The 15,082-nt window shown below is 50.1% G+C and carries 11 protein-coding genes and 1 pseudogene; 6 read left to right on the top strand and 6 right to left on the bottom strand.

Going from position 1 to position 15,082, the window contains the following annotated elements; all coding sequences use genetic code 11:
• The first annotated feature begins 5 nt into the window (after positions 1-5).
• Entirely contained in the window at positions 6-404 is a 399-nt protein-coding gene (locus ACYVBJ_RS26985; protein WP_460985398.1) for a DUF421 domain-containing protein, read from the top strand.
• Between the two features lie 242 nt (positions 405-646).
• Here ACYVBJ_RS26985 and ACYVBJ_RS26980 read toward each other — a convergent pair whose 3' ends face one another.
• Positions 647-1,033, bottom strand: coding sequence for a hypothetical protein (locus ACYVBJ_RS26980; RefSeq protein WP_460985397.1), 387 nt, complete (start codon positions 1,031-1,033; stop codon positions 647-649).
• On the opposite strand from ACYVBJ_RS26980, the pseudogene ACYVBJ_RS26975 reads away from it, so the two are divergent.
• Together ACYVBJ_RS26975 and ACYVBJ_RS26970 are read left to right on the top strand one after the other, a co-directional pair.
• Positions 1,034-1,845 (top strand): annotated as a pseudogene (locus ACYVBJ_RS26975) (baeRF7 domain-containing protein). It abuts the gene before it with no gap.
• 277 nt (positions 1,846-2,122) lie between these two features.
• Positions 2,123-2,377, top strand: coding sequence for a hypothetical protein (locus ACYVBJ_RS26970; RefSeq protein WP_460985437.1), 255 nt, complete (start codon positions 2,123-2,125; stop codon positions 2,375-2,377).
• On the opposite strand, the gene ACYVBJ_RS26965 is transcribed toward ACYVBJ_RS26970, so the two are convergent.
• Complete coding sequence (locus ACYVBJ_RS26965) at positions 2,276-2,542, bottom strand: endonuclease/exonuclease/phosphatase family protein (RefSeq protein ID WP_460985396.1); 267 nt, start codon at positions 2,540-2,542, stop codon at positions 2,276-2,278. The two genes, ACYVBJ_RS26970 and ACYVBJ_RS26965, sit on opposite strands and share 102 nt — an antisense overlap.
• Positions 2,543-2,698: 156 nt before the next feature.
• Here ACYVBJ_RS26965 and ACYVBJ_RS26960 point away from each other — a divergent pair, with 156 nt between their 5' ends.
• Complete coding sequence (locus tag ACYVBJ_RS26960) at positions 2,699-4,036, top strand: chloride channel protein (RefSeq protein ID WP_460985395.1); 1,338 nt, start codon at positions 2,699-2,701, stop codon at positions 4,034-4,036.
• Between the two features lie 832 nt (positions 4,037-4,868).
• Here ACYVBJ_RS26960 and ACYVBJ_RS26955 read toward each other — a convergent pair.
• The 4 genes from ACYVBJ_RS26955 to ACYVBJ_RS26940 all read right to left on the bottom strand — a co-directional run bounded on the left by ACYVBJ_RS26955 (position 4,869) and on the right by ACYVBJ_RS26940 (position 9,397).
• Positions 4,869-6,161 (bottom strand): hypothetical protein, encoded by a 1,293-nt coding sequence (locus ACYVBJ_RS26955; protein WP_460985394.1) that lies wholly within the window; start codon positions 6,159-6,161, stop codon positions 4,869-4,871.
• 193 nt (positions 6,162-6,354) lie between these two features.
• Positions 6,355-7,890, bottom strand: a complete 1,536-nt coding sequence (locus ACYVBJ_RS26950; RefSeq protein WP_460985393.1) for a right-handed parallel beta-helix repeat-containing protein — start codon at positions 7,888-7,890, stop codon at positions 6,355-6,357.
• Between the two features lie 50 nt (positions 7,891-7,940).
• Positions 7,941-8,474: a hypothetical protein gene (locus ACYVBJ_RS26945; protein WP_460985392.1), complete on the bottom strand. Its 534-nt coding sequence runs from the start codon at positions 8,472-8,474 to the stop codon at positions 7,941-7,943.
• A 38-nt stretch (positions 8,475-8,512) separates the two neighbouring features.
• Positions 8,513-9,397: a c-type cytochrome gene (locus ACYVBJ_RS26940; RefSeq protein ID WP_460985391.1), complete on the bottom strand. Its 885-nt coding sequence runs from the start codon at positions 9,395-9,397 to the stop codon at positions 8,513-8,515.
• A 287-nt stretch (positions 9,398-9,684) separates the two neighbouring features.
• Between ACYVBJ_RS26940 and ACYVBJ_RS26935 the strand changes: the two genes are divergently transcribed.
• Complete coding sequence (locus ACYVBJ_RS26935; RefSeq protein ID WP_460985390.1) at positions 9,685-10,710, top strand: helix-turn-helix transcriptional regulator; 1,026 nt, start codon at positions 9,685-9,687, stop codon at positions 10,708-10,710.
• A 140-nt stretch (positions 10,711-10,850) separates the two neighbouring features.
• On the top strand, positions 10,851-14,993 hold the full coding sequence (locus ACYVBJ_RS26930) for a hybrid sensor histidine kinase/response regulator transcription factor (protein ID WP_460985389.1): 4,143 nt from the start codon (positions 10,851-10,853) through the stop codon (positions 14,991-14,993).
• The last annotated feature ends 89 nt before the right edge of the window (positions 14,994-15,082 follow it).

Genomic DNA, 15,082 nt, shown 5'->3' with positions numbered 1-15,082 from the left:
TAACAGTGGCTCTTGGTTCCACCTTTTCCACCATTATCATCTCCCGCCAGACGGGCTTAGCCAACGGATTAACTGCGCTGGCGCTGCTGATTGCCCTTCAGTATAGTGTTGCCTGGCTGTCCATCCGGTGGCCCTGGTTTCAGCGGGTAATAAAAAGTGAACCCAACCTGCTGTTTCACCAGGGGCAATACCTCCGGCTGGCATTGCGCCGGGAGCGGGTTGCCGAAGGCGAAGTGCTGGCGGCCATACGTAGTTCGGGCGCGGCCCAGCTGGAAGACGTAACGGCGGTGGTACTGGAAACCGATGGTTCGTTTACGGTCATTCAGGGAGTAAGTCAGGGCAGCGTTACCAGCCTCCAGAACGTCCAGCGACCCGCAACCAACGAGCCTTATTCAACGGCATAACGTAAACTTTTAGTACAAAGCAAACCCGCTCTTTTCCAACCACGTGACTACGGCAGCTTTTATCAGCAGACTGATAGCTGCTTTATCTTGTTGGTTGGCTACGCAGCTCGCTGCCCTCCGACAAACTGAGAACTGTCATAACAGGCCTTGACGGGCATCATAGAAATAGCGGTTCATCCGGTTTATTTTTACTTTTTACGCAACAGGCCCAGGCATAGCAGTCAAGTCAGGGATAAAAAAACCTACATGATGACAGAACAACCACTCAACGGTATCAATCTGCAACAGGTCGACAAGGACATTTTACTGGACCTGGCCATGCAGACGCACGCCCAGTCTATCTCCCTGTTTATTCCAACCCACCCGCGTGGAAAAGAAGTAAACGAAGGACAGGATGTAATAGCCTTTAAAACCACATCCAGCGTCTCCGGCTGGACCTCGAAGCCCAGTCGCTCCGCAGCAACGAGATCGCCAGTCTGCTGCAGCCCCTTGAGTCCCTGCTGGATGATGCGGAGTTCTGGCGGCATCAGCAACAGGGACTGGCCGTATTCCGAAACCCTGATTTCTTCGCCGTTTTTCATAGTCCTGTCCCCCTGGAAAACAGTAGCTGGCTCGACGCCAGATTCCATTTGCAGCCGCTGTTTCCTTTTGCACAGCGGTCGCCGGTATACTGTCTGCTACAAATCAGCAAAAAAGGGGTTCATCTTTTTAAGGCCGATACGTATGCCATAACCCCCCTCGATCTGCCGGATTTGATGCCTTCGGGACTGGAAGACATAACCAGCCAGTATGACTTTGAATCAGAGTTGCAGGGCCGCACCAAAGGCCGGAGTGGCACCATGGCGATGTAACCAGCAACGAGGATACGGCCACTAAGGAAAAAGGCCACCTGCTGGCCGATTATTTTCGCCGAATCGATGCGGCCGTCATCGACATAATGGGCCCGCAAAATTTACCGCTTATGCTGGCGTCGGTCGCTTATTTTCAGCCCATTTATCGCGCCGTCAATACGTATCCGCACCTGCGTCCGGAGGGGCTGACGGGTAACTTTGACCATACGCAGCCGGACGAACTGCATCAGATGGCACAGAAACTACTCGGCGATTCGATTGACCAGACAAAACAGCGTCTTATCGAACAGTATCAGAACAGCAGCGGCAGCGACCTGACATCCACTGACGCCCATGAGCTACTGAAAGCCGCCGTAATCGGACGTATCGAAGCGCTCTTTTTGAAAGCAGAGGCTAGCCTCTGGGGGCATTTCGACGAGGACATGATGAAAACGACTATCCACGATAAACAACAGGAAGGTGACGAATCCCTGGTCGAAAAAATAGCCCTGCTTACTCTCCAGAATGGTGGTCAGGTGTACGTCATGGACGAAGTTAACCTGCAGAAGAATCAGAAACCAGTCGATATGGCGGCTCTGTTTCGGTTTTAAATATACTGACCCGAATGCGATTATAGGCACTGGTTTTGATGGTCAAAGTCAGTGTCTACAATCGCTTACGGTTGAAAGGTTAACTGCACGTAATACAGGAAATGATCCGAGCCAAAGGCGGGTAACCGCTCTATGGAGAGCATCTTAAACTGTTTAGAAACAAAAACGTAGTCCAGCGACCAGCGCATAAACAGCGACCGGGCGTCGAACGTACTCTACATTCCCCGTCCGTAGCAAACATCCTGCAACCACTGATAGCCGCGAACTGCGTGGTGTTGTGCGACCAGCCAGCATCATTAAAATCACCGGCTACCACGGTCGGCAGGGACTGGCTGGCAATCAGACGACCCGCTTTCAGCAGAGTCCCTTCCTTACCGCCGACATTCGTGGGTACTGGCTGGGTGCCGGGGCTACCGTGCAGGGCACAGAATTAAAACCGACTGCTATCCGGCAGGGTGATGTTCATGGTAAACGAAGGAACCTTATCGTGATTGAGAAACCGGATGTCAGGATTCTTCAGCGGCAGTTTTGAATACAGGGCCATGCCGTAGGCGTTCTCCGCTGGAAACGTAAAACAGTAGAGATAGTCTTTTTTCAACCCGCTAAGTTGCCTGACCCACCAGTCGTTTACCTCCATTATCAGGGCAACGGTCGGGTTTTTAGCTGGATAAGCTAGGACTATTCCTGCCAAAGGCATAATATCAGAAAGTGGGCCAACTCTTTCTAATAGGCTAACAGGCTGAAAAAGCCGAAACGTCAGTCAGCCTTACATTACCTTTGCGAACGAGTACCTGATTCACGGCTTGCCAAAATTTGTCAACACTCAGGAATCTGCTCAACAGATAAACAATTTATGCGCGTTGGTGAAGAGGTAGTTTTATTTTTCACGGTTCTTAAATGGCTGCTGATTTCCAGTCTGATTGGTGTTCTGGCAGGATTTGCCGCTTCGGGCTTTATTCGCTTCATCCACTACGTTGTTGACCTGAGCAATCACTACCAGCACGTTTTTTATGTACTGCCCCTCAGTTTTTTTGTCGCCAATCTGCTTAGTCAGTTTGTGCTGAAAAAGCATCTGGGAACCGATGCGCTGATTGCGGCCATCAACAAAAATTATGGCCGAATTGAGGGAAGTTTCATTCCGACGAAGGTCATCAACGTAGCGCTGATTCTGGCAACGGGTGGCTCGGCAGGGAAAGAGAGTCCATGTGCGCAGATTGGCGCCGGCATTGGCAGTGTATGTGCCACGTTGTTCCGTGTGGATGACATCGACCGCCGGAAGATGGTCCTCTGCGGCTTTTGTGCGGGCTTTTCCTGCGTGTTTGGAGCTCCCTTGGCGGGGGCGCTGTTTGGCATTGAGGTGCTGGCGGTAGGCGTTATTTTATATGACGTCCTACTTCCCGCCTTTGTGGCTTCCATCACGGCCTATCAGGTATCGTCGGCACTGGGAATCACGTTCTTCTACTATCCCCTGCATTTTGTGCCAGCCTTCGAGCAGGGCTTTTTTATCCGGCTGCTGGCGGGTGGTATTTTCTTTGGGTTCTGTGCCTATACGCTGATTCGAGCTATACAAAGCAGTACGTCTTTTACAAACGCTATTCCCATCTGGCGGCCGTGGAAAGGATTGCTGGGCGGTATGTTGCTGGTCGGGCTTACATTACTGTTTTCGCGGGATTACTTAGGCTTAGGGCTGGACCTGATGGAAGGCTGTATAAAAGGCTTGCCAGTCATCGGATACGCCTTTATTCTGAAAGCTATTTTCACCATTATCACACTCAGTATCAGCCGAAGTGGCAGCGTCATTACGCCAATTCTGTTCATTGGTGCCACGGCCGGCAGCTTTTATGCTGATCTGGTGGGTGGAGACCGGTCTACCTTCGCAGCCATCGGATTTGTGAGCGTGTTGGCCGGCGCCACCAATACGCCCATTGCGACCAGTATCCTGGCCATTGAACTGTTTGGCGCTGCCGTCGCGCCCTACGCAGCGGTTTCCTGCGTGATAAGTTTCCTGATGTCCGGGCACCGCAGCCTCTATACGTCGCAGGTGTTAACGATGAGCAAATCCGAAGCCATTACACCGGGTCTTGGCCAAGAAATTCGAGACTTAAATGACAAGGGACAGAGAGTTACCATACGGTTGCCCAACTGGCTACGTTCTGTCGGGCAGGTGTTGAAGCGATTTTTCAGCAGATAGGCTAACCGCTTTATTCCATAAGCCCTTCGTAATCAGATGGTTGTAGAAAGACTTAAAAAATCGGTTACTTTATTAAGTACTGCTATATTTCTGGACCAGCTTAATAGTCTGACAACGGTAACCAAGTGTAATACAAGCTGACAACCTCAACGGCCTGTCCGCCTGTGCGGGATTGTTTATTGGCAGGATTGGCAACGGTTAACACGAATTAGGACGGGTCACCCGTTCACGAAACCCTCAATATGTTTTCTGCCGCGATGGTTACGTATAGCCCGGAATTGACGCATCTCAAGCAGCACTTGCTGACCCGCTGCCGTCAGGGTAAATAGGCGTTTGCGCCCTCCGCTCCGGGCAACTCCGAGCCAACAAGTCCCTTCTCCTCCAGGCGATACAAAACCACATGTACCCCCGTCACGGACTTGGTTCGGTGGGTGCGTTGCTTGAGTTCGTCGGTATTCGTGACGCCATAAACCCTGGCGGAATGGTTTTGCAGAAGGGCCACGGCGAGCGAGACCAGCTCCTCAAACCCGCCCAGATAGGTTCAACTCATACCCACTGCTAAAAAATATATTTCTTTAGCAGTGGTTGAGTAAACAAAATTGATATTGTATAACTGACTAATTTTCAAAAACATAGCTTGGTAAATATTAAATGTATATCCGAAATCCTACAAAAGCTATCCGATAACAGGTAAGCATGGACCGTTTATATGACCTCCGATTTGCGTATGTGAACATTCTCTTAAAACGCTCCTAACCTCATACACAAGCGCATTCCTGTGCGTACTTCTTAACATTCCTGTTTACCTTCAAAAGTCGGATCTGATAAACTCTTAGAATAAGCGATTGATTATAAATGAGCCTTCGATTGTGATCTTCTCTATCATTTTGCCGGTCTTGAGGTTGAAAACGCCAGCTGACGTGACCCGAAACGCGCCCCTCACCAAACCACCTTTCCCGCCCAATTCATCGATGACGATTCCGCCTTCACTGTTTAAAAAGCCATCGTGATCATCATACCACCAGGACGCTACCCCTACTTGATGATCAACTAATTGAAATACGTTTGCATGTTCAGGGGCGGGCTCTGAGTGCACGTTCCAAAGATGAGTCCCGAGGCCGCCTTTCCAGGAAAGAGTTAAGAAAAATTCTTTTTCAGGATGGGGAGATGTAATGGTGAAAACGTCCTGATTTATTCTAATAACGGATGCGCTTTCGGCAAATTCCCAAACACCACCGTTGATGCGATAAATAATTCCGACTGTAGGTACGACTGTAATTGTTGACACTAGCCAGTGTTTTCCTGGATCGTTCAAATGTTGGTTGTCCAGTTCTACCAGGACATTTACCTGCGTAGGTTTATCGACAGATTTAGGTGATCCATAAGTCGCTGCTGAACCTGCCGCGGTTAAAGTACCTATGCCGCCCAGCGTCCAGGCCGATCCTTTGCCCTGATTTTTGATGTATTTAGGGTCTAATGGTACTGCATCGCCCATGGGCCGTTCTTTCTCAGGAATAGCTAATGGAGCGAGGAAGTCGTCAGCAAAGTACGTTACGACCTGTAGGGCTACATCTTCACCAGCCCGAACAGTTGTCTTGACCGGAATAAGTTTATAATAATGGGCCAGAACCCAATCGCTAAAGTGGGTCGTTGCGACCGAAACCGTTTTGGCGGTCTGATCTACAATGGGTCTGGCCGCAAATCGCCAGGTGCCGGTTTCATCCTGAAACGCGAGTCCTAATCCCAGCGTATTTTCGGGCATGTTTTCTTGCCTGGCGTATGAAAATTGAATCGTAATGGGGCGTTCAAACTGGATAGTATGAGGAAGAAGTCTAATACTCGGTCCAGTGCCAGCCGGGGCCGTGTTTTCAACGGTTTGCAGACTGATTTGAGTGTCCTTACTCACCGCTCCAGCGGGAATAATTAATTTAACTGACTGATCGGGAGAGCTGAATGTACCCCCGGCTTGAGTAACGGTGAAGGTTGTTTGAGAACCAGTAGGCTCTCCAATAGTATAAGTTGGAGTAGTAACGGGTTCGATAACAAGTTCTGAATCGTGTTTGCAACCCGTAAGCAGGCAGATTAGCAGAACTAAACCTGATTGAAGAAATGAGTTAATAGGCATGGTCGTGAGACAATTGTTCGTGTTTGTATTTGTTGATACAAAGGTCTCTGTTGAATACCGCCCCTGCCTACGTAGAATGGATTGCCACCTACGCCGAACGGATTAAGCTGATTGTCTGGTGAAGAATGAAAAGGTCTCTGTAAAAACAAGCCAGTCTGTTTTACAGAGACCTTTTCTGAATGAATAGTCAGTATTAATTTTCGCGTTCTACGTCGGCTTGAGCGTTGCGGCTAAATGTATTACTGGTTGCCGCATCAGCATTGAGGTCGGAACCGGAGCCTACGTAAATTCCGTAGCCACCGCTACCACCAATCAGGGTTTTGCGGACCGACATCATAACGTTATCACCATAGAGTAAGAGATTCGCCCGATTTCCGGCTGCCAGTGGAGCACTGCCAGCGTTTAAAATCTCGGCGTTTTCAATGACATTCTGTATACTGGGCGACAGGCAGAGAATTCCTTTCCAATAGGCTAATGTGTTCTCTGCACCTGTGAACCGAATTTTCTGGGTATCTGTCCCTTTGGCGTTTAGGTAACCCGACTCATTAATGTGAATCGAGACATCGCGACTTAGTTCAACCGTTACGCCCGGGTTCAGTTTCCAGGCCGACCGTACGGCCACATTGTTCAGCATTCGATACGGCGTTTTGTCTGTAAATCCGCCCCAGATGATCTCGTCATGCTGACCCGTTTGGCCAATGTAATCGCCATTGATTTCGACCACGTTGCGACCATTGTTGTCCGTAAATGTTGAGGCTGCATCTAGTTTGGCTACATGGTCAGTCGATAGGAGGATACCCGCTTCGGCATTACTCTGAAACGAGTTCTTTGAAAACTCACGCAATTGAGCGCCTTCAGCCAAAAATAGACCGTAGCCATTGTTTTGAGCGAATAACGAATTTTTTACGGCCAACTGGCTCTCTTTGAAGAGGACCAATCCCGCTTTTTTATTGTCGAGAAGTGTCTGACTTCCGGCGTTACGTACTTCGACGTACTCCATTACGTTGGCGCTGCTTCCTGAGAAAAGCATGATACCGGTCCAAAAACCTTTCGTCTGATTAACACCATCGAAGCGGATTTTTTGATCGGTGGTTCCTTGAGCAATCAACTGACCACCGTTTGCAGTAATATCGAACCGAACGTCGCGCTCGAAGGCAATAACTACGCCAGGTTTGATGGTCAGTTGGTGCTTAACGGCAATACTTTTGGTGACAATATAATCCGGTAGGGCAGGATTCAGGATGCGATCTTCCAGCACCGTCTGTACGGTAATATCGGCATTGATGGTGATGGGTTGAGCTACCGATGCTGAGATCAGCACATTATCGGTGCGCGTTTCTTTGCCGTTCGAGATCGTTAGCGTCAGTTCGTATTCGCCAACTTCATCGGGTTTGAACGTAGGTGTGGCGGTTGTAGGGGCCGTTAGCGTGACTGCGCTTTTGGCGGGTTTGCGAATAATCGTCCACTGATAGGTTAGGGGAACTCCCTGATCATCACGAGAACCTGTTCCGTCGAGGGTTACGAGCTGCCCTACCTGAACAGGCTGGTCGGGGCCGGCATTGGCAGACAGACCAGAAATAGGATCAATTTTATCGTGTTTACAACCTATGAGATACAGACTGACTAAGAGCAGCATGAATCGGCGGAGGCCGAAGTAAGAAGCAGACAGCGTTTTCGTACTATTCGACGTACGTATGCTTTGTCGGGTAATTTTTGTTGAAGAGAACATTGTATTGTTGTTTAGAAGACGTATTAGAAAAATGATTGAAAACTTAGTACTTAATGTTGACTGCGATTGAGGTAGACGTGCCCGCTAATAGGAATTGTGCGAACCGGATTATCGACTCCACCCAGTGGTAGCAACGTACCTGTAAATGTTAGCTCGGCTAGCCTATCGCGGTCGAATCGTTCCACTGTAACCTGACCCTGGGTTAGTAGTGGTTCGGGGGTTAACCAGGCTGTAGAGCCGTATGACGAGTAGATGAATTGGTTCGATGCATAAGTCACTATGCCTAAGCCATACTGTTCTGGCAGACTATAGCCTAGTTGGAAGCTGCCTGAACAGTCGCCATAGAGAGCGATAGATAAGTAGGTTGTACTTCCTGACCCTACATCGAGATACCAGAATTGAGTCTTATCGCGCTCAGTAAACTGGCAGTCGTTTATGTTGTCGTATCGTCGGGTATGGCCATCGAACGTAATTTCGATATGGCTATTCCCTTTAGTAAGAATGGAATGGCCGGCTGGTTGATGGCTGTTGGATTTTAGATGGGGTGGTCCTAAACCCATCAACAAAAAATGATTGAATGTCATGTAATCAGGAATCGTATAAGAGATGGTAGATGAACCTTTTATTGGATCGAGCGGAAATACCGGTAGAGAGAGGCTAGTTCTTTATCGCTGTACTGAGCCGTCATCTTCCAGGGCATATCATCGTTGCTGATCTGATGGCCCTTTGGCGTTTTGCCGGTACGTAGGGTATTCACAAACTGAGCTTGAGTCCAGCGTCCCACGTTACCTGTACGGGTAATATCCGGTACGGGCGGCTGACCGGGCACGAGTGGTTCGCCACCTTTCAGGGAAGGCTGATGGCAGCCTGTACACGATACGGCCAGGTATTTACCCTGCGCAACGCCTTCGGTCGTATCCACGTGAGCTACTATGGGTTTGGTGTGATCAATTTTCTCGACCGATAGGAGAGGCATCTTGTCCAGGTATGCCATGATATTCACCACAGGCCCGAGATCATTACTCGGAAGGATATGATCAACGGCTGGCGCTTGCTGACAATAGGCAATTAAGGCTTGTAAATCGGCTTCAGCCAGTAACGTAGATTCATGCGAGGGCATGAACAAGAGCGGCCGCCCCGATCGATCGATGCCGTGTCGGAGGGCAATGAGCCAATCGGCGGTGCTGTAGTCGGCAGGTAAGCCTCCTTTGCCTTTAGTTAAATTGGAAGCAACCAGTCGACCCAGAGCCGGGTCGTCGATCATCATTTTTCCGGCCAGATTAGCGCCGTGGCATTCAATACAGCCTTTAATTGTGGCCAAATGCTCGCCCTTCTTCAGGGTTGTGCTATCGGGCGAAATGGATAAAGTTTCTCTGGCGAATGAATAAGTTTTCTGGCTGCGTTGGCTAATATTATAGGCCACAAAGCCATAAGCCAGCGACCCAAGGACGATTAGCGTTAGTAGGCCGAGGCCTAACCATTTGCCGATTTTCCGAAGTGCGTTCATGAGGATCAGTTGTAAAAGTGTCCGTCGTTTGACTGGGACAAAATTCAGCTTCTGACACTCCTCGGTGCCTACGCACAACGGATTAGCACCTACGCGGTAAGGATTATCCTGACTCTGGTTAAACCAGAGCGTTCATCGGATAACAGTTTATACCCGGAAATAACCAGTCTAAATATACGATATAACCGTTCAGGCGAAAGGGGTTGAAGTAGAGCTGGGCAATCCTCTAGATTTACGACTACATCTGATCGGGTAATACACAAACCGACCGCTTTTCTTTTCAACTTATGGGCGCTCCCGTTCTAGAAGCAAATGCGATTTTTGACCCGCAATTTTTAGAGCCTCTATCAACCAATTCACTTGTAAAAACGAATTCACCAGGAGCGATACCTGGCTCTCCGGAGACGGGCGTTTGTTTTCAACACCCTGAAGCTGGGCAAGTTCGAGGCAAACACACAAGCTTTTCTCATCTCCAGCTTTTGGATCTTCACTGGCAGACGCATACTGATTTTACGCTGCTGGATCCCGATCCTGTCGAAACAATTAGCCTGAATTTTGTCGTAGAAGGTCGGCTGGATTCGCGGTTCAAGGGCTTGTCGCATAAGCTGCCGATGCGCGATCGAACGCATAATCTGGTTCACACGCCGGAGGCTGGCCACGTGAATCAGATCGGGGGAGGACAGAATTTATCGATGCTTCTGATTGATCTGGATAAAGATTTTTTCAAGTCATCAATTGGGCATGATGACGCCTGGAGTGACGCAGTACATACCGATTTGGCACATGAACGACCCATTACGGGGAGTTGCGAGATACATTCAATCACTCCACAAATGGCTTTTTTGATTGACGAAATTCGGAATTGTCGAGCTATAGGCCCTATGCGTAACCTCTTGATTCAGTCGCGCGTACTGGAATTAGTAGCGCTTCAGATCGACCAGTTTCGAGTGCCCATTAACGCAGCATCCGATCTGCTACCGGCTGACGAAGTCGAGAAATTGTTTCAATTAAAGGCTTATCTCGATGCTAACTTTCTGGCTGATCATAGCTTAGCCCATCTCAGTCGATTCTGTACACTGAATGAGTTCAAAGTAAAAAAGGGCTTTAAGCAGCTGTTCGACACTACCGTATTCAATTACCTGCGCAAGTTGCGTATGGAACATGCCGGAGAATTACTGCGTCATCACAGTCTATCTGTTGATGAAGTAGCCGACCGATTGAACTACGAACATTCACAGCATTTTTCGATTGCGTTTAAAAAGTATACCGGATATACGCCATCTGAGTACCAGCATGGCCGATTGCTAGTCTAATGAGCAATTCTAAAGGCATACGGTGTCATCGAAACTCAATTGTGTTTATGATCTGGTCAACCCTTTACCAGATAATTTGTTACTTGTTGTCAATCGGGAACAGTCATATTTTCGTACTTTGAGCGTACATATGATTGAAAATGTATTTCCTCTCGTTACTGTTTCTGCTTTTATCAACTAGCCTGCTGGCACAACCCAAAGGATGGCGGGAACTGACGATTTCGGACGGCTTGTCACAGGGGATGATTTATGACCTCAAGCAAGACAGTAAGGGCTTCATCTGGGTAGCTACCAAAGATGGATTAAACCGCTACGATGGGCATAATTTCGCCATCTTCACCCACGATCCCTATAATAAGTACAGCATTTCGGATGATGCCTGCTCGGCGCTGCTGATTGATCGTCGGGGGCGGTTATGGGTTGGAACGCTGAATCAGGGACTGAATCTGTATGATGCCCAAACGCAGCGATTTTACCATATTGATATCAATGACCGGCGTTCTGCCAACGCGGGCAACTACGAAATAAGGCTACTGTCCGAGGACCCCGAGGGAAACATCTGGGTCAACACCAATCAAAACAAGCTCTTCAAGATTACGTTGCCGGACGAACTGAAAACGGGCTATCCCAGAGTCGTTAACTTTACCAGTCAGGCAACGTTTGGGCAGATTCCTCTGGTCGGGATGTCTGGCAACCCCTCCGTTCACCATATCCAGTTTCGGGCAGATGGTTCCGCCATCGTGGGAACTACGGCTGGTATGTGCGCCTTCAACTGGCGACGGATGGCAGATATGCGGGCTTTTAACCGACCACTTGATGTTTTGCCCCGGGATTGGGTGGTGAGTGATGACGCGGGCGCGGGGGATTACTGGTTCTCGGCGACGAACGACCATATCCATGCCTGGCGGGGAACCACGCACAAAACCATTCGTTTGCCCCGCGAGACCGTCAGCGTGATGGTGAAGCTGGTTGATTCCAACACAGTGGCGGTGGCCACGCTGGAGTATCTCTGGCTGATGTCACCCGCTCAGTTACTAACGCAGGAAAGCCTGAGCTCAGCCAATGCCTTTACGGTTATGCCGTCGGGCCTGTATGGCCTGCGAACCCTGACCAAAGATGAAACCGGGCTAGTCTGGATAGGTACAACGGGTTACGGCCTGCGCGTCTTTAACCCGACGGTTAAACGGTTCAGAACGTACCTGCCCCGGACTTCCCTGACCTACCTTTTCGAGGACCGACAGGGACGCTCGTACGTGCGCTTCATGGAGCAGTATGGTCAGCTGGACCGCGCCAACAACCGACTCGTTCCGTTCTTACAAACGAAGTTGCAACGCGAACACCAGCGTTTTCTAACGCAGAGCAGAGCTGGATTTTTTTGGACGTCCAATACGGACGATAACCTTGGCGTGCATTATTTACGCAAATACTCCGCCGATTGGCAGTTGTTAAAAACGTATCCCTTACCGACTCAGGCGGGGCTGGGTATTTATTTAAATCAAATCATTGAAGATCAAACCGGCCAACTCTGGATTGGTGCTACCAAAGGCAAATTACTCCGCTTTAATCCGGCAACAGAAGCGTTTACGATGTACAGTTATGCCCATCTGTTACCCCAGAGTGGAGCCGAAATAGAAACCTATGCCCTTTACTTCGACGGGCTGGGCACGCTTTGGATCGGGACGCCCCGAGGACTGTTCAGGGCCGATCATCCGCTCACAAAACCCAGTTTCTCACGGTATAAAAATAGCTCCTCAGACCGACAGAGCCTTAGCAATGATGTGGTGTCGAACATGGTTGATGATCCTTATGAACCGCTACATTACCTGTGGGTCAGTACCAAAGGCGGGGGGCTGGAGCGACTGGACAAGCAAACGGGTCATTTTCGGCATTTTACCGAAGCACAGGGATTACCCAACAAAGTAGTCTATGGTATCCTGGTCGATTCCTTTAAGAATTTGTGGATGAGTACGAACCGGGGATTGGCTCAGCTTAACCCCCGAACCTTCGCCTTTCGTACGTTCACCAAAGCTGATGGGTTACAGGACGACGAGTTCAATACCGGTTCATTTTTCAAAGCGGCTTCGGGTAAACTACTATTTGGGGGCGTGAACGGGTTAACCGAATTCGATCCGCGAGAGATCGTGGGACGTGTTATCCCTGAGGTACACATTGTAGGTCTACGAATTAATAACGAGCCCGTAACAGCTGGTGCCCCTGATGGTATTTTGCCCAAAAGCCTCGAAAGCGCACCGGCCGTCAATTTATCGTATGATCAGAACGGGGTAACGCTGGAGTTCGCGGTGATGGATTTTACCAACCCCGCCAAGAATCGCTACCGCTACCAGATGAGGGGAGTTGACGACGATTGGGTAGAGGGTGGAACAAACCGATTTGCCAACTACGCGCAACTACCCGATGGCAACTACACATTTCAGCTGATCGGCTCCTCCGACGGACAGCACTGGAGCAAACCTGTCGAGCTTCAGATTCGCGTCCATCCACCGTTTTACCGTACCTGGTGGGCTTATTTGTTGTACACGATCTTTCTGGCAGTCGCCGTCTGGCAGTTCTTTCGGGTGCAGACCCAGCGGCTGTTGCTCGAGCAGCAGATTGTTTACGAGCAGAAGGAAGCGACCCGGCTGGCCGAGTTGGACGGGCTGAAAACGCAGTTCTTTACCAATATCAGCCATGAGTTTCGCACGCCCCTGACGCTGATTCTGGGACCGCTTGCCGACCTTCGACAGCGCTTTCCAGCGGAAGCCGCCCTGGGATTAATGGAACGGAATGGGCAACGGCTACTTAATCTGATCAATCAGCTTCTCGATCTCGGCAAGCTGGAAGCGGGACAGTTGCGGATCAAAACCGAGTCGGGCGACCTGGCTACGTTCTTCCGCACCATGGCCTACTCGTTTCAGTCGCTGGCCGAAAGCCGACAGATTACGTTTTCTTTTCAGCAACCGGAAACAGAATGGTGGGCCGGCTTTGATCGCGATAAACTGGAAAAGATCGTAACGAATCTGCTGTCGAATGCCATCAAGTTTACCCCGTCGGGAGGAGACGTCGGGATGACAGTTGATTACCCGCTTGATGCCAACGAAGAAAACGTACGGTTTACCGTGCGGGACACGGGTATTGGTATCGCCCAGGATCAGTTGGCGCATATTTTCGAGCGGTTTTATCAGGTCGACGGGCAAATCAGTCGGTTGTATGAGGGTACCGGTATTGGGCTGGCGCTGGTCAACGAACTGGTAAAGGTGATGAACGGAACGATCACTGTAACCAGTGTAGAGGGACAAGGAACCACCTTCATTGTATCGCTTCCTATAACCACTGTCCAAGCGGGACAAACCATCCGGTCATCCTCCCCCGAAGAGGCCATGCCGGTTCAGTGGGGGCAGCTAAAAACGCAGCCGGATAAAACCACCGTACCCCCATTACCGGCTGCCGGCGAAGACAACCCGGTGCTACTCATCATTGACGACAATGCCGATATACGTGTTTACGTACGCAGCATCTTTGAGGCCGACTACCAGATCATCGAAGCGACCGACGGTCAGGAAGGGTTAGCCGTCGCCACATCAACGTTACCCGATGTTGTGGTCTGCGATCTGATGATGCCCCGGCTCGATGGGTTTGGCTTCTGTCAGGCACTGAAAACGCAGGAAGCAACCAGTCATATCCCGGTCGTCATGTTAACGGCCAAAGCCACCGTTGAAGACCGGATCGAAGGGTTTGAGCGGGGGGCGGATGATTACCTGACCAAGCCCTTTAACCGAACCGAACTACAAACCAGGGTACGGAATCTGATTGAGCAGCGGAAGCGACTGTATGGCTGGTTTAGTCAGCAGCGCAGCGTAACGGATATCGTGGTTGCTGATGGCGTTGACACAAACACCACGGTAACGGATACAACGCAGAAATCAGTGCCGGCGCTGACTTTGCTGGCGACTGAGCAAGCCTTCATCGACCGGCTGACAAGGATTGTTCATCAACATCTGAGCGAGCCGGATTTCAGCGTCGAAGCGCTCGCTGACGCCATCAACCTGAGCCGTTCCCAATTGCATCGAAAGGTAAAGGCATTACTCGATACGTCGCCGACTGGCTTCATTCGGGATATCCGATTGGCCAAAGCGGCTGAACTCCTTACCGAAGGCAACCAGAGCGTAACGCAGGTGGCGTATGCCGTTGGCTTCGATAACCTGTCGTACTTCGCCAAGACCTTTCAGGAACGGTATGGGGTCTCTCCCTCCCAATACGGCCGAGCGGCCACTTCACCCTCCTAGATCAGCGATTTTACCTTAAAAAGCCCGAAGAATTCGGGCTTTTTTTGTGCCATGCGACGAGGGTGTTAATCAATGCGACGAGCGCGTTA

This window comes from Spirosoma fluminis (genome assembly GCF_054778895.1).
Note: the sequence above shows the minus strand (reverse complement) of the source record. Positions and strands in the feature narration are given on the sequence as shown.

Excerpts from the sequence above, each read along its gene's own strand:
- ACYVBJ_RS26980 (WP_460985397.1), bottom strand. The coding sequence starts at position 1,033 with ATGGAATCTGGCGTCGAGCCAGCTACTGTTTTCCAGGGGGACAGGACT.
- ACYVBJ_RS26965 (WP_460985396.1), bottom strand. The coding sequence starts at position 2,542 with ATGCCTTTGGCAGGAATAGTCCTAGCTTATCCAGCTAAAAACCCGACC.
- ACYVBJ_RS26960 (WP_460985395.1), top strand. The coding sequence starts at position 2,699 with ATGCGCGTTGGTGAAGAGGTAGTTTTATTTTTCACGGTTCTTAAATGG.
- ACYVBJ_RS26955 (WP_460985394.1), bottom strand. The coding sequence starts at position 6,161 with ATGCCTATTAACTCATTTCTTCAATCAGGTTTAGTTCTGCTAATCTGC.
- ACYVBJ_RS26950 (WP_460985393.1), bottom strand. The coding sequence starts at position 7,890 with ATGTTCTCTTCAACAAAAATTACCCGACAAAGCATACGTACGTCGAAT.
- ACYVBJ_RS26945 (WP_460985392.1), bottom strand. The coding sequence starts at position 8,474 with ATGACATTCAATCATTTTTTGTTGATGGGTTTAGGACCACCCCATCTA.
- ACYVBJ_RS26940 (WP_460985391.1), bottom strand. The coding sequence starts at position 9,397 with ATGAACGCACTTCGGAAAATCGGCAAATGGTTAGGCCTCGGCCTACTA.
- ACYVBJ_RS26935 (WP_460985390.1), top strand. The coding sequence starts at position 9,685 with ATGGGCGCTCCCGTTCTAGAAGCAAATGCGATTTTTGACCCGCAATTT.
- ACYVBJ_RS26930 (WP_460985389.1), top strand. The coding sequence starts at position 10,851 with ATGTATTTCCTCTCGTTACTGTTTCTGCTTTTATCAACTAGCCTGCTG.